Origin of the sequence: Ohtaekwangia sp., assembly GCF_036568665.1 — a bacterium.
Lineage (GTDB): Bacteria > Bacteroidota > Bacteroidia > Cytophagales > Cyclobacteriaceae > Ohtaekwangia.
Window position 1 is genome coordinate 1 of the sequence record NZ_DATCSD010000262.1, and the last position, 21,610, is coordinate 21,610.

A 21,610-nucleotide genomic window follows, 5' to 3' on the forward strand; every position below is an offset into this window, starting at 1 on the left:
AAGATGGTCCAGAATTCCTGCTTTATGCGTGATGCTTCCCCGCGTGTATACATGCGCTAAAGATAGCAACGGATCGTTATCTAAATCTTCATCCGGGAAATTTTGAATCGTTCTGTATTTAAACCGATTTTTATCTTTGTATCACGATCAACCTGAGTGCTATGTACGACCTGTTCTTTCGTAAATTCAATGAGAAAGTTTCGCTTACGGCCGAAGAGCAGGAGCAGATAAAGCCCTACCTCACGTTGAAGAAACTTCGAAAGAAACAATACCTCTTACAGGAGGGAGATATTTGCAAAGCCATTGCCTTTGTAGAGAAAGGATCTCTGCGCGAATATTCGGTAGACAACGGAACGGAACACATCATTCAATTTGCACTGGAGGGCTGGACTATATCTGACTTGTTCAGCTTTTTAACAGGCGAACCTGCTACCTATAACATCGATGCGCTGGAAGATTCTGAACTGGTACTCGTAACCAAGAGTGCACACGAAGAACTTTTGAAAGTGCTGCCCAAGTACGAGACCTATATACGGCTGCAAATAACCAATGCCTATATAGCGCTTCAAAGACGCCTTACTACCATTATCAGTTTACCCATCGAAGAACGTTATACCATTTTTACAGAGATGTATCCCGACATCGTTCAGCGCGTTCCCCAACACATGATCGCCTCCTATATGGGGCTTACCCCTGAAACACTGAGTCGCATGAGAAAGAAAATGATTACCCGCAAGTAGGTATACACCTCCTGGTAGTTTCATTGACAAAAGTCAATGGTTTTTCTTATCTGAACGCAATGAACCGGGGCATGCGGCCATAGTAGCTTTGTATCATACAAACGACCAAAATTGTATGAAGACCAAGCAGACTATAGCGATAATCGGTGCCACGGGCAACATGGGTTCGGCTATTGCAAAAAATCTTTCGCAGGGTAATTACCGGTTGCTGCTGTGCGCCAGGAACCACGATAAACTTTATACTCTGGCACAGGAGATTATGGAGGGTAATCTTACTACCGATGTGGATGTGCTGGATTGTACCATGAATGCCAGTTGGGAAGCCGACCTCATTATTATGGCTGTTCCTTACCACGAAGAAAAAGAAATCGCTGAAAAGATCAGGCAGGTTGCCACGCAGAAAATTGTTGTGAGTATTTCTAATCCGCTAAATGAAACATACAACGGTCTGACTACTGCGCCAGATACGAGCGCTGCCGAAGAATTGCAGAAGCTGTTACCCAATTCAAAAATCGTTAAGGCATTCAGTACCATTTTTGCGGCCGATTTTGCAAGTCCGGTAATTGGCGGAAAGCAAGCGGATGCTTTTGTTGCAGGCAACGATCCGGAAGCCCTGCAAACTGTTTCTGAATTGGTGCAGGCCACAGGCTTCAATCCCATTATAGCCGGTAATCTATCCGTTAGCAGAACACTGGAGAATATGACCGTGCTGTTGATACAGCTAACCATGAAGTATAACTACAACTGGCTGGCCGGCTGGAAAGTACTGCATCACTAGGATCTATCTATACTATACATAATTATCAACCCTAACAATATATACTATATGAAAACAAAACAGTTTAAAATCATCGCTACCCTGTTTATGGCGATATTTGTATCCGTAATTTTTCAAAGCTGTGAGCGCAAAGAATCGTCTGCCATATCAAAAGAGCATGTTGATAGTCTGAAAACTATAGCGCTTCAATTGGTGGCTTCCAACGACAGTATCTCAAAGCACCTGAAAATTTTTGATGAACTGGACTTTGATGTGTTCAGCAACCAGAAATGGGAAAGGCTCAAAGAAAGCCATGCGCAGAATATAAAAGTTTATTGGCCTGACGGGCACGTTACCGAAGGAATTGATGTTCATATCGATGACCTGAAAAAACTTTTTGTTCACGCTCCTGATACCCGGATAAAAGAACATCCGATCAGATTTGGATCTGGTAATTATACATTGGTAACAGGCGTGTTTGAAGGTACTTTTACCAAACCACTTCCTATCGGTAATGGTAAATTTATACAGCCAACCGGTAAAGCATTTAAAATGCCCATGGCAACGGTAGGTATATGGGAGAATGGTGTGATGAAAGAAGAACATCTCTTCTGGGATAATCAAACCTACGCAACGCAGTTAGGTTTGAAGTAAACGCAGAGGGGGAGGAAGGGCAAAGTATATCTTCCTCCTGTTTACTTTACCAAGTCATCTAAAAGTATAGAAAGATGAAACGAAAGCAATTCATAAAATCGGCCGTAACAGGCGCAATAGGTATGACAACATTATCAGCATTTAGAGAATTTACCGATAATTTGCCGGAGCAGGAACAAGTAATGCCTGTTCTGTTTGTAGGGCATGGTTCACCTATGAATGGCATTGAAGATACAGAGTTCAGTCGCAGGTGGACACAGATGGCGAAGGAGATCCCAACACCGAAGGCTGTGCTGGTTGTATCGGCACACTGGTTTACGCGCGGAACAAAAATTACCGCGATGGATTTTCCTGAAACGATACATGACTTTGGCGGTTTTCCGAAAGAACTTTTTGCCGTGCAATATCCTGCGCCCGGTAATCCGGCCCTGGCAAAAGAAACTGCTGCGTTAGTACACTCTGCTAACGTTGAACTGGATCACGACTGGGGACTTGACCACGGCACATGGACGATTGTACGGCACATGTACCCAAAAGCAGATATACCGGTGCTGCAATTGAGTATAGATTATACCAAGGCACCACAATATCATTATGATCTTGCCCGGGAACTATATGCACTGCGTAAGAAAGGTGTATTGATTATGGGCAGTGGCAACATGGTGCATAACCTCGGATTGGTAGCGTGGGATAAATTGAATGATCCTAACTATGGCTACGACTGGGCAGTAAAAATCAATGATAAGTTTAAAACACTTATCCAGGAGGGCGATCATCGCGCGCTGATGAATTATACTGCGCTGGGAAGAGAAGCATCACTTGCTATACCTACTCCGGAACACTACCTTCCACTGATATATACTCTCGGATTAAAAGGCGGTAAAGACGGTATATCTTTCTTCAATGATAAAGCGGTGGGAGGGTCACTTACCATGACATCCGTAAAATTTGGTTAAGAATATGGTGTGGTTATTTCTTCTCGCAATAAATATATACGACACTACTATGGCATCTATCGTGAAAGAAAATAATGCAACGACCGGGAATTTAGCATTGCAGTATCTTGTGCGCGAGGCCAAACATAAATCTACACGGGCTATTATACTGTTGCACGGTGTGGGCAGTAACGAAAGTGATCTGTTCAACCTGGCCGATCAGTTGCCGGATGATTTTTATATTATAGCAGCCCGCGGTCAATATACATTGGGATCAGGCCGATACGCCTGGTATAATGTTGATTTTTCCACGGGTAAACCCGTAATCAATACTGCGCAGGAACTTTCCAGCAGAGAACTGATCCTGAAATTTATAGCACAGGTAAAACAAAAATATAGTCTGGATGAAATTTACCTCGGTGGTTTTAGTCAGGGGGCTATTATGAGCTATAGTGTAGGGCTAACGCATCCGCAGGAAGTGAAAGGGATCATAGCACTTAGCGGCAGAGTGCTGGAGCAGATACAAACATCCGTAAAAAAGAATCCTGATCTGCATAAAGTGAATGTATTTCTGGCGCATGGTGTGCAGGATGGTACGTTGCCGGTGCATTATGCGCGGCAGGCCAAAACATTTTTGGAAGGCCTGGATGTTCCGGTAAGCTATCATGAATATAGCATCGGTCATCAAATCAACCTCGAAGTGTTAACGGATTTGAAAGCCTGGCTCAACGAACGGAAAAAATAATAAAGCATACAAAATAGAAGTATCTTAAATTAAAAAAGGGTTTCGTATATGCGAAACCCTTTTTAGTTATATCGAAATATATTTATACTATATTATTCTGTTCGAAGTGCTTTGGTTGGGTTGGAGGTGGCAGCGCGGAATGACAGGAAGCTGATGGTGATCCAGGCAAACACAAACACTGCTATACCTGCCAGCAGAAAACGAAGCGGGTTGATAACCGCCTGCAGGGTAAAATTCTGCTCCCACTGCTGTATCAGGTACCATGTTAACGGAGTGGCTACTATCAGTGCTACGGCAATCAGCCAGATAAACTCACGTGCGATCAATATTACTACATTGCCTACCGATGCACCCAGTACTTTGCGTATGCCGATCTCTTTGGTTCTGCGTTCTACAGCGAAGGATGTAAGACCAAGCAATCCGAGACATCCTATAAATATAGCGAGCCCTGTAAATACACCGGCTACTTTTCCCAGTTGCTGATCAGCTTTATACTGACGATCAAAGTCTACATCGAGAAACGAATAATCAAACGGCAGGTGAGGAGCGAGCTCATTCCATTTTTCCTGCACCCGTTTTACAGTGGCCGGAATGTCTTTTTCTTCCAGGCGTATGGAGATGCGATTGCGTCCGGTCAATGCCATCAACAGTGGTTCTACCTGCATATGAAGCGAGCGATAATTAAAATCTTTTATTACACCAATGATCTTTCCGCCATCGCGGCCACGCACCTTTTTGCCAATAGCCTGCTCGGGAGTCCAGCCAAAATCTTTTACAGCTGTTTCATTGATCAGGTAGGCCGTAGTATCGTCCGCCTTTACTTCGCGAAGAAAGTTACGGCCTGCAAGTAATTTTATATCATAAGTCGCCAGGAAGTCGTGATCAACAAAATTATAGTTGATGTTGGTAGGTGACATCTTTCCATCGGTCATTTCTATTTCAGTATATAGATTGTTGGTGGATTGCCCGGGTACAGTTGCCGATCCGGTTGCAGAAATAACTCCCGCTACACTTTTCAATTCATTCTTAATAGCATCCATGTGATTGACAATTACACTGTCGCCATTGGTTGGTACTACCAGTGTAGCGTTTTTGTTAAAGCCCAGATCCTGGTTTCGTACCAATGTAAGTTGATCGTAAACAAGCAACGTACCGGCTACCAGCATAATGGAGATAACAAACTGCACGGCCACTAACACTTTTCTGAAGTTATGGTGACTATATATACCTTTTGTTGAAGGACGGAATATCTGCAGCGGTTGAAACCCGGAGATGATCAGCGCAGGATAAGCCCCGGCCAGTATACCGATAAAGAGTATAAAGATCAGCGAAGCACCCGCCACGAGCCACACATTGGGAAGTATAGTAAAGCTGAGCGGAGATTCCACCAGCGTGCGGAATGCGGGCAACGTCAGCCACGCTATAACCGCTGCGAGCACAGAAGAAATGAACGTGATGATGATCGACTCTCCGAGAAACTGCGCTACCAGCATTCTGCGCAGTGCTCCCAGCGATTTACGAAGTCCTACTTCCTTCAATCGTCTTGAAGCGCGTGCGGTTGCCAGGTTTATATAGTTGAAGCAGGCGATGAGCAATATAAACACCGCTATGATGGAAAGTATATATACATTGTTCATACTTCCGCGCGTTCCGTTTTCCCACGAGCGCTGAGGTGCCATATATATACTGGCAAGCGGTTGCAGCGGCAGGTCTTCATAGTACATGCCACCTTTCTCTATATTTCGCTTGATGAAGTCGGGCATCTTGGCCCGAACCTTGTCGATCGATTGAGCATCGCGAAGTAATATATAGGTGTGGAAGCCATTCCAGAACCAGGATCTGTCTTCTGCATCTTTATTGTTACGACTCCAGGTAGAAAAAGAAATAAGATTAGAGAAACGGAAGTGCGAATTTTCAGGAACGTCTTCCATAACGCCCGTCACTTTAAAATTATCGTAATCCATCTTCAGCATCTGGCCAATCGGATCTTCATCGGCAAAATATTTCTTGGCCATCGACTCGGTCAGTACAATAGAGAATGGTTCGCGCAAGGCTGTCTTCTTATCGCCTTTTATCAATTTAAAACTGAAGATGTCAAATATAGTGCTGTCGGCTATATACGAGTCCGGCTCATAATACGATATACCGTTTCGCTGCGCGAGTAAATTCCACTTTTGCAGGCGTACATAGCTTTCTACCTCCGGAAAATCTTTCAGCAGGCGGGGCCCCATAGGAGGTGAGCTTGTTGACTGGAACAACATTTCATTTTCTGTTCGCAGGTTCTCTACAATGCGAACAATGCGATCGGCATTTTTATGATAGCGGTCGAAGTTAAGTTCGTTGTATACATAAAAGCTGATCAGGCTAAATGTGGCGAGCCCTACAGCCAGCCCGACTATATTAATCGCGGAGAATCCCTTGCTTCGCATGAGCGAGCGCATGGAAGTAATAAAATAATTTTTGAACATAGGTGATGGGTGAGTGAATGTTGATTGACGACCAAACTTCTTTATAATCCCCGGTCGAAACAGCCGGAGTACATTTACGGAAAATTGCAGCCGGGCCTTTTTTATACTTCCTGCCGCTGCTTCGCGCTGAAACATTTCGGTGAGGTCGCCCTCTATATCTTCGGCCATAGAAGGATCGCAGAACCATCGGAAGAACCGGAGGAAAAGTTCAGGAGGTTGTATGTTAGGTGACTGATTCATCATTTCGGGAATGCAACACGTGGTATAGCTTTAAACAATTGAAGGCGTTGTTCCTGTGTTTCGCGCAGCACGCGCGATCCCAGTGTGGTAAGACTGAAGTATCGTTTTCGTTTTCCGCCCCGCACGTTAGAGGCTTCTCCAAATTCCGATGTGAGGTATCCTTTACTTTCAAGTCTCCTCAAAACAGTCTGCAAAGCACCAATGCTGACTTTCCGGTTAAGTCGTTGCTCCATCTCGTCAATGATAGCAACCCCATAGGCCTCCTTATATAGAATACCTACAGTAAGCATTACAATTTCTTCAAATTCTCCAAGCTGATGTCGGCTCACGTCATGTATATTTTACTTAAATGTAGTTAATATACTCACGAAAGACAGAAAGGTTACAGAGAATTTTTATGATAATGGTTATTCTAGCCGGGGCAGACTATCCCAGGTAGTGTTTTAATACAGCATTCTTTGCATTGGAGCGGAGCCTGTCCAAACCTTTTTCCCTGATCTGCCTTACACGTTCGCGCGTGATATTGAATTTTTCTGCGATCTCTTCCAGCGACATGGAAGGCTGGCTGTTCAATCCGTAATAGAGTGAAATTATATCGGCTTCTCTTCGTGACAGTGTAGAAAGTGTACGTTGTATGTCCTGATGTAAAGAGTTGTTTATTACACCGGAGTCGGGTGTTTCTTCTGACGCATCTTCCAATACATCAAGAAGGCCGTTTTCTTCACCTTGTACAAAAGGCGCGTTGATAGAAACATGCCGTATACCCATTTGTACAGTTTCCTGTATTTCCTCTGAAGGCATATCCATTACTTCGGCCAACTCCTGGGGTGATGGTTCGCGTTGAAATTTTTGTTCGAGCGAAGCAAACGTACGATTGAGCTTGCTTAATATACCTATACGGTTTAGCGGTATACGAACCACTCTGGATTGCTCGGCAAGTGCCTGCATGATTGATTGACGGATCCACCATACGGCATACGAAATAAACTTGAAACCACGCGTTTCATCAAAACGCATCGCGGCCTTTACAAGTCCTGCGTTTCCTTCATTGATCATATCACCTAACGACAAACCATTGTTCTGGTATTGCTTGGCTACCGACACAACGAATCGAAGATTGGCTTTCACCAGTTTTTCCAGCGCAGCCTGATCGCCTGCTTTAATGCGTTGTGCGAGATTTACCTCTTCTTCAGCTGTAATAAGATCTATCCTGCCAATCTCATGCAAATATTTATCTAATGATTGTGTTTCACGGTTGGTGATCTGTTTGGCGATCTTTAGTTGTCTCATTATACGCTGTTAAATTTATATATATGGTTTTCAGAAGATGCGCTCATGACTCTCTTTCTGAAACTGTTTGAAAATGGCAATAGCGAGTTGAATGTTTTGCCTGGTGTGAAGCGGAAGAGGCTTTATATCAATAGTATAAAGTGAAGCGATCATATTCATGATAAAGCCGGATTCTTTAAATGAATTTTGTTCCTTTCGCAGAAAAGTCATGGACCTGCCAATTACTTTGATCAATTCAATCTCGCTTTCGGCTTCCCTGATATCGGCAATTACTTCGCTGCAAAAAGCTTCCATGAAAAAAGTTCTTACTATTCTCTGGTAAAGTTAGACTCACATAAATTGATAGATGATGAAAATGATCAACTTAGCCATTGATAAAAGTCAATCTGATTATTGATTGATTAACTAAAATTTGCAGGTAAGACTATAATCATAATTGCGTTGAAGAATTTTTTATCAGAGAATTTTCGCCTGAAGACGGATCAGTTGTTTGAAGGCTTAACGCCCGAAGAACAGGAATCGCTCATGGGTTCCGGAGTTACCCACGTGTATAAGAAAGGTGAGGTTATTTTTCGTGAAGGCGGTATTCCCAGCGGTATATTCTATGTAAAGTCAGGCAGGGTTAAGAAATATAAAACCACAGCCAAGGGAGGTGAGCAGGTATTTTACCTGTGTTGCGAAGGCGAGCTGCTGGGGTATCATGCCCTGTTAGGCGAAGAGTTGTATCCTGATTCGGCTGCTACTATTGAAGAAGCACAGATCACATTTATACCGAAAGATAATTTTCTGAGAGTGCTGCGCAATTCAACCTCTTTATCCAATGCATTGTTAAAAGCGTTGGGGCACGAGTTCAGTTTGTTTATCAACAGCATTACAAACCTGGCGACCAAATCCGTGCGGGAACGGCTCGCATTTAACCTATTGATACTCGATGAAAAATTCAAATCCTCCCATCAGTCGGCCGCTGGCAGTCAGATCATTCTTTCACGAACAGACCTGGCCAATATGGTGGGAACTGCCAAGGAAACTTTAGTAAGACTGCTACAGGAATTTAAACAGGCCGGACTCATTGAGAAAACTGATAAGACGATCTGCATCATTAACCGAAAGGGTATAATAAAAGAAGCAAACCTGATGGGCCTGAACCCGAGGACGAAAAAAGGCTGAACCCTATCTATAGCATTTGGAGCATACTAAAAATGAAGTATATAATGATCATGCCTATAAGCACACCATACATGATAAAATCCACGCGTATATACTCACGATATTGATTGAACAGGAGCTTTATTTTTTTGAACATGACCTGGTAATTTTAAAAGACTTTCTCCCAAAAGGTTAATCTACCGTAATGCAGGGAGTCGATAAGTTGAAAGCTTTGAGGGATAATGGTGGGCGATGCATAGTAACCCGCCAGCCGTGCACCGATTGGAAGACGGTGTAATTGTTCGGTCATATATAGGGTATACTGATCGTAGAGTTGTATATCGAGCTTCACGGTATCGTCAATCCGCCCATACGGTTGAATATTTTCATAGAATGAATTGTAGAAGTAGAAGGAGTGGTAATCTCTGAAATCAATACAGGTTATATTGGCATGGATAAATTTTACGTTGTTCAGATTGTGCCGAACGGAAAGCTTTGTGGACAGATCAACGAGGTGTTGTCGTTGCTCGATTCCTGTAAAATATCCTTTTGTGTGGGCAGCACCAATCATACAAAATTTGCCGACACCTGAGCCTATATCCAGCACACGCCTGCCGGGGTGATTTGCAAGAAATTCAGATGCTGCTTTAGCTACCTGTACGGGTGTCCAATGTTTCTGTGCGAGAAGTTCGATATCAGCGGGATAGATCGAGTTGAACTCATTATCTGAAATATCAATACTGAGACGAAGAAGTTGGAATACCATAAAGTTTGCTGGCGAATGTACCGAAGTTGTAAAACTACGGTTGATGTTGCACTAAGCACTTGATGCATCTCAATCTGTCAATTGATATAAATCAATCTTGTTTGTTAGGAATCAAACGATCTTTGAAACAATGCAGCGCTATGCTTCCGATAAAAGAGTATACGCAGGCAGATGTGTATTGAGTTGAAATAAATTATTGTACTTAATTTTCGTCATTAAAAATGATATAATGGATATTAAACAGCAATTACTGGAACGCAGCGGATCTGCATGTGAATTATGTAGCAGCACACAAAACCTGGAAGTTTATGAGGTTCCGGGAATTTCAACAGTCGTTGACAGGAATATTTTGCTTTGCAGCACCTGCATGGAGCAGATCAATGATCCCGGTAAAATGGATGCAAATCATTGGCGTTGTCTGAATAGCAGTATGTGGAGTACAGAGCCTGCGGTGCAGGTAATGGCCTGGCGTATACTGTATACATTGCGTAATGAAGGATGGCCTCAGGATCTGCTCGATATGTTATACCTGGATGACGAAACGTTGGCCTGGGCAAAAGCAACCATAGAAGAAAACGTAACACCTGATGAGAAGATTATACATAAAGACAGCAACGGCACCGTGCTGCAGGCAGGCGATACGGTGGTGCTTATAAAAGACCTGGATGTAAAAGGTGGAGGTTTTACTGCCAAGCGGGGAACAGCAGTAAAAGGTATAGCGCTGGTAGAAGACAACGCAGGGCAAATTGAAGGAAAGGTTAACGGACAACAAATTGTGATATTGACTCAATTTGTAAAGAAGTCAACATCGTAAATGTTATATATATAGGAGCAATGGTATTATCATTACTCCTATATATAATGTGCGTGTTCTTTTTGAAGAAATGAATCTATAGTAAACTGATCTCTCCTGCTTTCTTGATCCGCTTGCCGATAAGGTGCCCCAGGCCATCGTAGGCAGCATATTTGTAGAGGTCGTGCAGGGTAGGGAAATTAAAGACGGTGGCTATTACTTCATCCAGTGTTTTTTTCTCTTTTACCAGCGCGAGCCCGAAGTGGATTATCTCGGTTGCCAGGTTGCCAATGATGTGAACGCCTAAGATCGTGTGCGATTTTTTTTCGAAGATCAGTTTCAGAAATCCATTGTCCTGGTCGCCCATGATTTTTCCCCGTATAGTATCGCGATAGTAGCAGATGCCCGTGGAGTATTCCAGGTTTTCTTTTTTAGCCTGCTCTTCTGTTATACCCACCATAGAAACTTCCGGAACAGTATATATGCCATACGGAAATATATGCGTGAGTGTCTGCAGGTCGCCTGTTTTGAAAATGTGCGCTACTGCAATGCGACCTTGATCCATGCTGGTGCTGGCTAAGGCAGGAAAACCAACTACATCGCCTACGGCATAGATGTGTTCGATGTTAGTTTGAAATTTATGATTGACTTTTACGGTTTCGCGTTCGCCCAGAATTATACCCGCTTTTTCGCAATGTAAATCTTTGGTATTGCCGCTTCTGCCTGCGGCAAACAGAAACATATCTACCGAAAGCGTTTCTCCATTCTGCAAGGTTAATGTCAGGTCTTTGTTGGCATCTTCCGGCACGATATAATTCGTGATGATATTATTGAACAATACAGTAATGCCATTCTTTTCCATCTGCTGTACCAGGGCAGTGGAAATTTCTTCATCCAGAAATCCCAATATCTTGTTTGTGTTATTTACGATATAGGTCTTTATGCCCATAGCCGCAAATATAGTGGCGTACTCACAGCCGATTACGCCAGCTCCCAGCACACAAAGTGATTTTGGAAAACGGTTTATAGACAGTATGGAATCTGAATCGTGAAGCCGTATACCATCAAACGGAATGGTAGAAGGATGTACCGGGTAAGAGCCGGTAGCGATAATGATATACTGACCGTATAGTATATATTCATCCGCACCGTTGGCAACGCGTATCTCATGGTCGCTGATAAATTGCGCCAGACCTTTAAATATAGTTACGTTGTGTTGCTTCAGGTTCGACTCAACGCTTCTGCCCGCGTGATTGGTAACAAGATTTTTCCGATACATAAAATCCTGTATGCCGGCAAAGCGATTCAGCTCTTTATCAATGCTGAAGATTCCCTTGCTATATATACCTGAAAGATATAGTGTGGTTTCTTTTAGTGTTTTGGACGGAAGCGTTCCGGTCTGAATACCCGCTCCTCCAAACCACTCATCTTTTTCAATGATGGCAACCCGGTAATTAAAATATGCTGCTTTAACGGCTGCCTTCTCTCCCGCAGGGCCAGACCCAATGACGATAAGATCAAATTCTTTCTTTATTTCCATTGCATAACCTCAATGTCACTCTAATCTTGCAAAACTCCGGAATCCATTAGTTTTTTTTGACACCGATGCGCGAGCAACCCCGGCATTATATCAGTTGGATTTTTTACCGTAAGCTCCTCCAATATACGAAGTGCTCCCTGGAATTTTCTGCTCCTTCATGTAATTTATAGCCGTTTCCTATACAGGAAGTGTGGCAATCTTGTGGTTGCCTTTTCAATGTCGAGCACCTTGATACGCGTTAACGGATTTCAGTTTTCTTTTACCCACGCTTCAATGAGGTATCGGAAGGTGAATTGTGTGAGACGCCCGGTATTTTGATGTGATTCTTCTGAAATGATTATGCTGGTTTGAGTAAACCCGGTATCAACTTTATAGCGTTCGTTTGAATGTCGTTTATGGCAGATCATTTACTGCTCCAAACATTATTGGCAATGGCTATATCCGGAAATATACCTTTCGGATCTATTGCAACTTTAGTTATAGCACCATTGGAATCCGGAGTAAATGTATAGCTATAGCCCTGCTCCCAGATTTCTACCGGAAGGTTGTGAAATTCCTTGCTTCCGTTTTCGAAAGTGATTTCAATAAGCAAAGGCATTGCAGCTTTTTCCATGTTCTCAATAACGATTTGAGCTTTGGCAGATTGTCCTTTTACCGGGTTGGTAACGTTGGCTATTTTTTGATCGAGTTTATAGTTTTCGAGGAACATCGATTTCCAAAACCAGTTCAGGTCCTCGCCTGTAGAGTTATTTATACTGCTGAAAAAATCCCACGGTGTTGGATGTTTGTAAGCCCAGTCGCGGATATACTTGCGAAGGGCAAAATCAAATTGTTCTTTACTTAAAATATGTTCCCGGAGAAGTGAGAGTACATAGGCCACTTTCTGGTATTGTACGGTATATACTTCATTGCCCGGCATAACATCCGGGCGTGTCATAATGGATGGGAGTGAATCAGCAAAGAGACCGGCAGTCGCTATATCAATTTCAGGATAGCCTTTAAATTCTCCGCTATTAAAATCCCTTGTCGCTATATTATCTATAAAAGTATTTAGTCCCTCGTCCATCCACGCGTATCTTCTTTCGTTGCTCCCGACAATCATCGGGAACCACGTGTGTCCCAGTTCATGATTAACTACTGCCCAGTACATATTCCCTTTATCTTTTGCCGCACAAAACACGAGCCCTGGATATTCCATGCCATCCAGGTTTGAGGCAACGTTCACAGCTTTATTGTAAGGATATTCGTACCACTGTTGTGAAAAATACTGTAAGGTAAATTTGATATACTCTCCGGAGCGTTCCCAACTTTCAGTCAGTTTGGATTCTGCCGGATATAGCGAACTGCCTAATACTTTTTTACCACCCGGCAGGGCAATGCCAATACCTTCCCATACAAAAGCTTTCGATGCAGTCCAGGCAAAATCGCGAGCAGAGGTTAATTTGAATTTCCAGGTGCAGAAAGGTTTGGAAGGCCGGGAAGCCGGATCGGTAACTTCTTCAACGGTTCGTATATATACTTTTTTGTCAGACGTCTTTGCCTTGTTCCATCGTTCGAGCTGGGCGGGTGTCAATACTTCTTCCGGGTTCATGAGATCTCCGGAGGCTTCCACGATATATACTGAGGGAAGCGTAATGTTCACATCGAAATTTCCGTACTCCAGGTAAAATTCTCCGTTGCCTAAATAGGGAAGTGTATTCCAGCCACTCACGTCATCCAATACACAAAGACGCGGATACCACTGTGCTACCGAATATATATCGCCATTTTTGGTTGGCAGTATATCCGTGCGATTTACATTGAAATCTGCATTCTTAAAATTTCTCGGGAATTTGTAATTATACTTTATCTGAAACGAAAGCTGTTGCCCGGCAGGAAGCGGTTCTGCAAGCTCTATTTTCATCCGGGTATCATATATAGTATATCGCGTATCGCTAAGAGTTCCTTTTCCATTTTTTACAGCGACAGATTCGATTGCAAAACCTTCTCCATATTTTGAATCCTGTGTGTTGCTTGTAAGGAACAATTTACTGTCGAGACCTTTAGAATGTTTTTTGTATACATTCTGATCCATTTGTATCCACAAAAACGAAAGTGTATTCGGGCTGTTGTTGGAATAGGTAATGGTTTCGGTGCCGGTAATAATTTCCGTTTTATCGTCAAGGCTCACATCAATTTTATAGTCAGCACGATTTTGCCAGTAGGCGGGTCCGGGCTCACCTGTAGCCGATCGATAGGAATTTCCGGCAGGTAAAAACGAGGATGCCGCGAACAGATCGGAAGGTATATATTTTGATTTTGCCGGTGCCTGTGGTTGGGCGGAGGTTCCCTCGGAAAAGAGAACAAACGTAAGCGCTATAAAAATGCGATTCATAAAATATTCCACTGGTAGTATAGATTATACCTGTGGCTAAAGATAACGCAAAAAGTATGGCTTCGCTATTATCGGTTATAGTTCTTTTACGATATACTTTCCTATATATAGTGATAATTACTGGTGGATGGTACGGGGTATACAGTTGATAGTCTTCGGCATTTTTAGGTTCTTTAAAGGAAGATAAATTCCATCTATGAAGTCTGTCTTGATATAGCAACACGGGAAGAGTTGATAAACAGGATTAATTCTTTAAACCAGCAGGGCCAGGAGCAATAGGGTAAGATGAAAGTTTTTTAGATGCTAAAGCATTGCACGTTGTGCGAAGAATTGATAGTGGGCAAGATAAAGATAGAACGTGTTTTTATGGGGCGTTTGATCGGGGGCACATGATCTTGAAAAAGGAGTTAAGAGATAGCAAGCCTTTTGGGAAAATTCGCAGACAAGAAGGAGCAGATTGGATTTGCTTATAAACATATCGATCATCATTTAAGGCAGTTTGGTGCCTGGTCAGCGATCTGCTAAAAATAAAGCGTTGATTCGTATTAAATATATCCCTGGATAATCGTTTGGAGAGGATATCATGATGAGGCTTGTCGATCAGGCTGAAAAATTCTTTTCCATTGAAGAAAGCCTATTAATTGGCGTAAGGGAAGATTGAAGAAAAGAGTGTGTGCCAAGGGGTGATCTCGATTTTATTTTCGAAATTAAGGAGTGTTGTTACTTAGAAAGACTTGGTCCTTTTTCTTTCAATACAGAGCAGGAATTTTGCTTCTGGCGGTAGTTGCACTATGGCCTGCCGGCAATGGATTTTGCCAACCGGTAACGCCCTCAATTTTTGTATATAGCAATACATTTACCAGCGAGCAAGGACTATCGCAAAACAGTGTTGCTTGTGTAATGAAAGACCGTGACGGTTTTATCTGGGTAGGTTCCGGAGATGGTCTTAACCGGTTTGATGGATATTCTTTTATACAGTTCAGTCATTCTGATAGTGATACTGCAAGTATTAGCAATGACGTAATTCGAAATCTTTTGCTTGATAGTGATGGGCGACTTTGGATAGGCACATACAATGGACTGAATCTTTACGACAGCGAGAAGGAAACGTTTCGGAAATTTCTCATGAATCCTTCTGATGATAATACCATTAGTCAGAATACCATTTTATGCACGTTGGAAGATCGGAGTCATCATCTTTGGGTGGGTACATATTGGGGATTGAACAGGATCGATCTTGAAACTTTTGCGATCACGCGGTATCATTATCGTGCAGATGGAACAGGGTTATCGGATAACGCGGTGAATGCTTTGCTGGAAGACAGAGATGGAAAGATCTGGGCATGTACGGCCAAAGGAATCAATATCATCGGCTCCAAAGGTATAGAAAGAACAATACGGCAAAACGATGTGTCGGATGGTTTGACTTCTACGCTCGTGGTAAATATAGTGCAGGACTCAACAGGTGCTATATATCTGGGTACGAACGGAAGTGGTATACTTCGATTGGAGAATGAAAGCGACCGGACATTCGAATATTTTACCCATAATTCCGATAAAACTTCTATCGGAAACAATATTATTGCTACGATGAGTATAGATCGCCAGGGTATACTTCTTGTAGGTACTGATGGTGCGGGGCTTTACAGATACGAAGGTGCCGGAAGGTTTACGCAGATTCTTACGCGCGAAAACAGGATACTGAACAATGGCAGTATACAGGAGGTATATGTAGATGAGCAAAATAATTATTGGGTTGGACTCTTTGGTGCAGGGCTAACCTTTATATCGGGCGCGCGGCCGCGTTTTGAACATTACCGATACTTCGATGTAAACATGGAACGCATCGGAAAGAACTCTGTTCTTTCTATTGCTGAAGATCACAATCAAAAAATATGGATCGGAACAGATGGTGCCGGGTTATATAAATTCGATCCGGTAACAAAACACTTTACCTCTTACCTGAATTCTCCAACCAACAAAAATAGCCTGACTACAAACGTGGCAAAGTCGTTGCTGGTAGATCATAACAACAACCTATATATAGGCACCTTTGCCGGGGGATTGAATTATTTTGATACGCGGACGAATACCTTTTCGCGCTTCCTTCATAATTCCAATGACACCACGAGCATCAGCACCAATCATGTTTGGTCGCTCCTGGAAGATGGCGATCGGATCTATGTAGGACAGTTGGGAGGATTGAATGAATTTCTGCCCGACAGGAAAATATTCAAGGTACTCACTATATCGGGAGAGAACCCGATTAATACGAACACGGCATCGGTTTTCTGTATGCGAAAAGACAAACAAGGCTATATCTGGATGGGGACGAGACTGGCCGGAATTCATCGCTATGATTCCAGGACAAGATTGTTCAAGTCGTTTATAAATATACCGGGCGACTCATTGAGTTTACCAACCAACGAGATTCTGGAATTTGAACTTGATTCTAAAGGAAAACTTCTGGTAGGAACAGATAACAAAGGGTTGATTCGGTTTGATCCGGAAACATATACCTTTAGCTCGCTTATACCGGAGTTTCGTGAAAAAAATATACCCTCTATACTCGAAGATGATTCACTCAATCTTTGGTTTACTTCCTTCGATGGTTTGCATCGGTATGATCCGGCTAAAGGAAAAATATTCAACTATACCATTGCTGACGGATTGCAGGGTACACAGTATAACGAAGGCGCTAAATTAAAAAGCTCCACCGGAGACTATTACTTTGGCGGCACGAACGGTCTGAATGTTTTTCGCCCTGAAAAAGTATTGGAAGATCACAGTAAGCCTAAAGTTGTATTCACCAAGCTTAGCTTATTTCATGATGCTGTTAGCATGAACGACAAATCCGGGCTTTTAACGATGAGTATATCAAAGTTAAAAGCGATTACTTTTCAGCCGAGTCAGAATGTTTTCTCCATCGAGTTTGCATGTCTTGAATATAAGTTCCCGAAAAAGAATAAGTATCGATATTACCTGGTAGGTTTTGATAACGACTGGAATGATATAAATGAAAGCAGAACGGCTACCTATACCAATCTTCCTCCGGGTGAATATACACTGAAGGTAAGCGCTACGAATGGCGATGGATATTGGAATGACGAGGCCGCAAGTATCCAGATCATTGTTATACCGCGATGGCATCAGCGTTTAGATGTGAGAGTTGGTTTTGCTTTTTTACTGATTGTGTTTACACTCACCGTTATTCACATCCGGACAAATTTTCTGTTTCAGCAAAAACGGAAACTTGAAAGTCTGGTAACGCAGCGCACAAAAGTAGTGGAGTTGCAAAAAGAAGAGATCAAAGACAAGAACGAAAAGTTAGAGCAGGCTTACGAAGAAGTAAATTCAGTAAATGAAGAGCTTCAAAGGGTAAATGTGAATCTTGAGAAACTTGTTGAGAATAGAACGGAAGAACTTAAACTCACGATCAAGCAGCTTATAGAAACAGATAAAGGACTTGATACATTTTTATATAGATCCAGTCACGACTTGAGAGGGCCGATTACATCTTTACTCGGTTTGGCCCGCCTCGCGAGGATGCAAAATCGGCAGGAAGATTTGAGTGCCTATTTTGTTAATATTGAGGCTACAGCGAGTCGTATGCTGCGACTTCTCGGACGGCTGGGTGATACGGGTGCTCTCTTTCGCACGAAACGTATAAGAGAGAATATTTGCGTTGATGAATTTATACAATCACTGGAAAATCAACTGAATACTCTCAATGCCAACAACACTGTAAGAGTGGAGATTGAAAACAATGTGGGTGAGTCTTTTCAGGGTGATCCTGTATTATTGAATCATATTGTTGTAAACCTGATGGAAAACGGTATGGTATTCAGAAAAGAAAATGACCCGTTTGTTAAATGTATACTTTCCCAGGAAAATCAACAGTTAGTGGTTCAGGTGATGGACAATGGAATTGGTATTCCGAAGGAAGTGCGCGATCGGATATTCGAAATGTTTTATCGTGGATCAGAGAAATCGATCGGTAACGGCCTGGGTTTATTTATAGTGAAGAAAGCACTCGAAATATTAGGAGGTACTATTGAGATAGAAAGCGAACGAACCAGGTTTACTACGGTTACTGTACGAATCCCGCTGGGCTGAATTTAATTGTCTTGTCTTTTGGATATTATACAGGTATATTTTCAGTACTTACAGTTGATCTATTCTCTCATATATTTTAGGATCATGCTTTCTGATTTTGATCCTGACATATTTTGCTGCAGGCATATTACTTTCTTTTACAACATTGTTAACGGAAACTAAAACATTTGTTTCCGGAAAATAGGTAACGGTGTTTCGCTCGGGTATGGCGTAGGAAACGATAATGAATAAAGGTGCTATTCGTTCAATGCCATCGTCATAGTTAAACAAGTCTACCTTTTCACCTGCTATAAATCCGCCTCGCTCTATATCTTTTGGATTCATGAACACTACTCTTCGCTCATTCCTGATGCCCCGGTATCGATCATCAAGGCCGTATATAGTGGTGTTGAATTGATCGTGCGTGCGCGTGGTGGCCATCATATACTCATCATCCGCAAGAGCGTTGTTGGGTATAGATGTTAATGTAAAGGGAGCGCGATCACCATATTTCTTCGTAATGAATTGTCCCTCACGTGCAGCGTTGGGCAAATAGAATCCTTCCTTATTTCGTACTCTCACATTATAGTTCTCAAAACCTGGTATGGTCTTTTCGATATCATCCCGCACAGCATCATAACTATTCGCATAGCGTTGCCAGTTGATAATGGACTTGTTTCCTAACGTTGCCATGGCCATACGGCAAACAATCTGTGTTTCGTTAACAAGATTATCAGACACTGGTTTAAGTATACCTTTGGATGATTGCACTACACCCATGGAATTTTCAGTACTCACAAACTGATGCTCGCCATTAACTATATCTATATCACTCCTTGAGAAGGTGGGGAGTATTAATGCTTCTTGTCCATGTACCAGGTGGCCGCGGTTGAGCTTGGTGGAAACACAAACACTTAGATTCAATTTTCGAACGGCCCTTGCCGTATAGGTCGTATCGGGTGTTGCTGATAGAAAATTACCGCCCATACAGAAAAGAACTTTAAGCTTACCGTCCTGCATTGCTTTTATAGCCCGAACAACATCGTATCCATGTTTGCGCGGAGGGTTAAAGCCGAAAACTTTTTGTACGCGATCAAGCTGTTCCTCGGTGGGCTTTTCATTAATCAACATCGATCTGTTACCCTGAACGTTACTATGCCCCCGAACAGGGCAAACACCTGCGCCAGGTTTACCTATACTTCCTTTTAGCAAAAGTAAATTTACGATCTCTTTAATCATGTCTACTCCGTTGGGTTGTTGTGTAAGTCCCATTCCCCAACAGAAAATGATTCGTTTTTTATATGCCAGCATTTTAGCGGCTTCATAAATGGCAGATTGAGTTACTCCTGAAGCAGCTGCGAGATCTTCCAATTTATAGCCATCAAACTGTTTGATAAAGTCATTATACCCTACCGTTTTTTCTGTTATAAATTTTTGATCAAATACTTCTCCCGGAGATTTTTTTTCAAGGTCAAGCAGCACCAGCTCAATAGCTTTCAGCAGTGCCATATCACCATTTATCTTTACCGGCATATATAGGTCTGCCAGCTTAACGCCATTACCCAGTATACCATTTACCTGTTGGGGATTGTGAAAGCCCATTAGTCCGGCTTCGGGCAATGGGTTAATAGCAATAATTTTTGCTCCATTCTTCTTACCCTTTTCCAGTGCACTCATCATTCTCGGTGCATTGGTGCCTGGGTTGTGCCCTATAATTACAATTACATCTGTGTCGTAAAAATCTTTTAGTGTTACTGTGCCTTTGCCAATTCCAATGGTTGGTAACAATGCCGTGCCGGATGTTTCATGACACATATTGGAGCAGTCGGGCATATTGTTGGTGCCATACTCTTTTGCAAAAAGCTGATATACAAAGGATGCTTCGTTGCTTGTTCTTCCGGAAGTATAAAAAGCAGCTTCATCCGGTGTTGCTAATGCATTGAGGTGTTCTGCTATTTTTTTGAACGCATCGTCCCAAGGTATAGGTTGATAGTGGGTGCCACCCTTAGGTATATACATGGGTTCGGTTAATCTTCCCATTCCACCAATTTCATAGTCGGTTAGTTTAGCGAGATCATACACTGAATTTTTCTTAAAGAACTCAGCTGTAATTTTTTTTGCAGTTGCTTCTTCAGCCAATGCCTTGGCTCCATTTTCACAGTAATCTCCTAATGGTGATCGATCATCATCCGGATCAGGCCAGGCACAACTCGGACAATCAAAGCCACCAAATTGATTCATCCTAAACAGTGCCTTCATTCCGCGCACGGGAATCTCTTCCTTCAGAAGATCGCTGAAGGCTGCTTTAACGGCTGGTATACCTGCAGCCCATTTTTCTACAGGGGTTAATTTCAGGTTTAATAGTTTATAGGGGTTTTCGGCAGAGGGCTCATGGTTATCTGCGGCTTTTTTGTGGTTGTCTCCCATAGCTTATGTATTTATGGACTTTGCTATTTCGGATTTTGATCTATATATATACCAGCGTGTTGCCTTAACTCTGATTTTCATGTACTGTTGGTATCAAGATTCTATTGCTTGAGTTATAAATATTGAATCTGTTTTCTTTGAGAAAGCCCAGAATTGTTATATCAAATTCTATAGCTAATTCTACTGCAAGACTTGATGGAGCGCCCATCGCTGCTACGATAGAAATGCCTGCCATCGCTGCTTTTTGAACTAATTCGAAACTTGCTCTGCCACTAAGAAGCAAGATATGTTGATTCAATGGCAAAGCGTTATTTGCCAACGCGCAGCCAATTAATTTGTCTAATGCGTTATGTCTCCCAACATCTTCCTGCAATAGAACCAGGTCGCCTTGAATCGTAAAAAGCCCCGATGCATGTATACCTCCTGTAGCAGCAAAATCGCTTTGAGCTGCTTTTAACTTTCCGGGCAATTGATATAGTATATCTGTAGCAATGCTTAACTGCGGTTTATCTGCTTTGTGAAAAGGACTTACGGTTTTTATAGATTGGATCGAGCTCTTGCCACAAACACCACAGCTGGATGTTGTATAAAAATTTCTGTCTGATTGCATCAGATGCGGAACGAAACCTTCCGCGAGTTC

Annotated in this window: 18 protein-coding genes; 8 read left to right on the top strand and 10 right to left on the bottom strand. The window is 42.5% G+C overall.

The window, feature by feature from the left end; translation table 11 throughout:
• The first annotated feature begins 161 nt into the window (after positions 1-161).
• The 5 genes from VIN08_RS14480 (at position 162) to VIN08_RS14500 (ending at position 3,831) form a co-directional block, all read left to right on the top strand.
• Entirely contained in the window at positions 162-740 is a 579-nt protein-coding gene (locus tag VIN08_RS14480) for a Crp/Fnr family transcriptional regulator (RefSeq protein WP_331966456.1), read from the top strand.
• Between the two features lie 115 nt (positions 741-855).
• The gene (locus tag VIN08_RS14485) at positions 856-1,518 is read left to right on the top strand and encodes an NADPH-dependent F420 reductase (protein ID WP_331966458.1); all 663 of its coding nucleotides are present in this window, start codon (positions 856-858) and stop codon (positions 1,516-1,518) included.
• A 48-nt stretch (positions 1,519-1,566) separates the two neighbouring features.
• On the top strand, positions 1,567-2,151 hold the full coding sequence (locus VIN08_RS14490; protein ID WP_331966461.1) for an ester cyclase: 585 nt from the start codon (positions 1,567-1,569) through the stop codon (positions 2,149-2,151).
• Between the two features lie 122 nt (positions 2,152-2,273).
• Positions 2,274-3,107, top strand: coding sequence for a 4,5-DOPA dioxygenase extradiol (gene ygiD, locus VIN08_RS14495; RefSeq protein ID WP_331966502.1), 834 nt, complete (start codon positions 2,274-2,276; stop codon positions 3,105-3,107).
• Positions 3,108-3,156: 49 nt separating this feature from the next.
• Positions 3,157-3,831: an alpha/beta hydrolase gene (locus VIN08_RS14500; protein WP_331966464.1), complete on the top strand. Its 675-nt coding sequence runs from the start codon at positions 3,157-3,159 to the stop codon at positions 3,829-3,831.
• Positions 3,832-3,923: 92 nt separating this feature from the next.
• Here VIN08_RS14500 and VIN08_RS14505 read toward each other — a convergent pair whose 3' ends face one another.
• From VIN08_RS14505 to VIN08_RS14520, 4 genes are all read right to left on the bottom strand, one after another.
• On the bottom strand, positions 3,924-6,542 hold the full coding sequence (locus tag VIN08_RS14505; RefSeq protein WP_331966466.1) for an ABC transporter permease: 2,619 nt from the start codon (positions 6,540-6,542) through the stop codon (positions 3,924-3,926).
• Positions 6,539-6,868 (bottom strand): PadR family transcriptional regulator, encoded by a 330-nt coding sequence (locus tag VIN08_RS14510; protein ID WP_331966469.1) that lies wholly within the window; start codon positions 6,866-6,868, stop codon positions 6,539-6,541. The genes VIN08_RS14505 and VIN08_RS14510 overlap by 4 nt, the downstream gene beginning before the upstream one ends.
• A gap of 97 nt (positions 6,869-6,965) precedes the next feature.
• On the bottom strand, positions 6,966-7,829 hold the full coding sequence (locus VIN08_RS14515) for an RNA polymerase sigma factor RpoD/SigA (protein ID WP_331966472.1): 864 nt from the start codon (positions 7,827-7,829) through the stop codon (positions 6,966-6,968).
• Positions 7,830-7,859: 30 nt separating this feature from the next.
• Complete coding sequence (locus VIN08_RS14520; protein WP_331966475.1) at positions 7,860-8,123, bottom strand: hypothetical protein; 264 nt, start codon at positions 8,121-8,123, stop codon at positions 7,860-7,862.
• A 147-nt stretch (positions 8,124-8,270) separates the two neighbouring features.
• Between VIN08_RS14520 and VIN08_RS14525 the strand changes: the two genes are divergently transcribed.
• Positions 8,271-8,996, top strand: coding sequence for a Crp/Fnr family transcriptional regulator (locus VIN08_RS14525; protein ID WP_331966478.1), 726 nt, complete (start codon positions 8,271-8,273; stop codon positions 8,994-8,996).
• Between the two features lie 7 nt (positions 8,997-9,003).
• On the opposite strand, the gene VIN08_RS14530 is transcribed toward VIN08_RS14525, so the two are convergent.
• Together VIN08_RS14530 and VIN08_RS14535 are read right to left on the bottom strand one after the other, a co-directional pair.
• Positions 9,004-9,132, bottom strand: coding sequence for a hypothetical protein (locus VIN08_RS14530; RefSeq protein WP_331966481.1), 129 nt, complete (start codon positions 9,130-9,132; stop codon positions 9,004-9,006).
• Positions 9,133-9,144: 12 nt separating this feature from the next.
• Positions 9,145-9,741, bottom strand: a complete 597-nt coding sequence (locus VIN08_RS14535) for a class I SAM-dependent methyltransferase (RefSeq protein WP_331966484.1) — start codon at positions 9,739-9,741, stop codon at positions 9,145-9,147.
• A 229-nt stretch (positions 9,742-9,970) separates the two neighbouring features.
• Between VIN08_RS14535 and VIN08_RS14540 the strand changes: the two genes are divergently transcribed.
• Complete coding sequence (locus VIN08_RS14540; RefSeq protein ID WP_331966486.1) at positions 9,971-10,555, top strand: PhnA domain-containing protein; 585 nt, start codon at positions 9,971-9,973, stop codon at positions 10,553-10,555.
• Between the two features lie 76 nt (positions 10,556-10,631).
• Here the strand turns inward: VIN08_RS14540 and sthA are convergent, their stop codons facing one another.
• Together sthA and VIN08_RS14550 are read right to left on the bottom strand one after the other, a co-directional pair.
• Positions 10,632-12,074, bottom strand: coding sequence for a Si-specific NAD(P)(+) transhydrogenase (gene sthA / locus VIN08_RS14545; RefSeq protein ID WP_331966489.1), 1,443 nt, complete (start codon positions 12,072-12,074; stop codon positions 10,632-10,634).
• A 403-nt stretch (positions 12,075-12,477) separates the two neighbouring features.
• Entirely contained in the window at positions 12,478-14,448 is a 1,971-nt protein-coding gene (locus VIN08_RS14550; protein WP_331966491.1) for a M1 family metallopeptidase, read from the bottom strand.
• Positions 14,449-15,216: 768 nt separating this feature from the next.
• On the opposite strand from VIN08_RS14550, the gene VIN08_RS14555 reads away from it, so the two are divergent.
• Positions 15,217-18,564: a ligand-binding sensor domain-containing protein gene (locus VIN08_RS14555; protein ID WP_331966494.1), complete on the top strand. Its 3,348-nt coding sequence runs from the start codon at positions 15,217-15,219 to the stop codon at positions 18,562-18,564.
• Positions 18,565-18,612: 48 nt separating this feature from the next.
• Here the strand turns inward: VIN08_RS14555 and VIN08_RS14560 are convergent, their stop codons facing one another.
• Positions 18,613-20,970: an FdhF/YdeP family oxidoreductase gene (locus VIN08_RS14560; protein WP_331966497.1), complete on the bottom strand. Its 2,358-nt coding sequence runs from the start codon at positions 20,968-20,970 to the stop codon at positions 18,613-18,615.
• A 64-nt stretch (positions 20,971-21,034) separates the two neighbouring features.
• Positions 21,035-21,610, bottom strand: a 576-nt coding sequence (locus VIN08_RS14565) for a formate dehydrogenase accessory sulfurtransferase FdhD (protein ID WP_331966499.1), incomplete at its 5' end; no start/stop codon positions are given.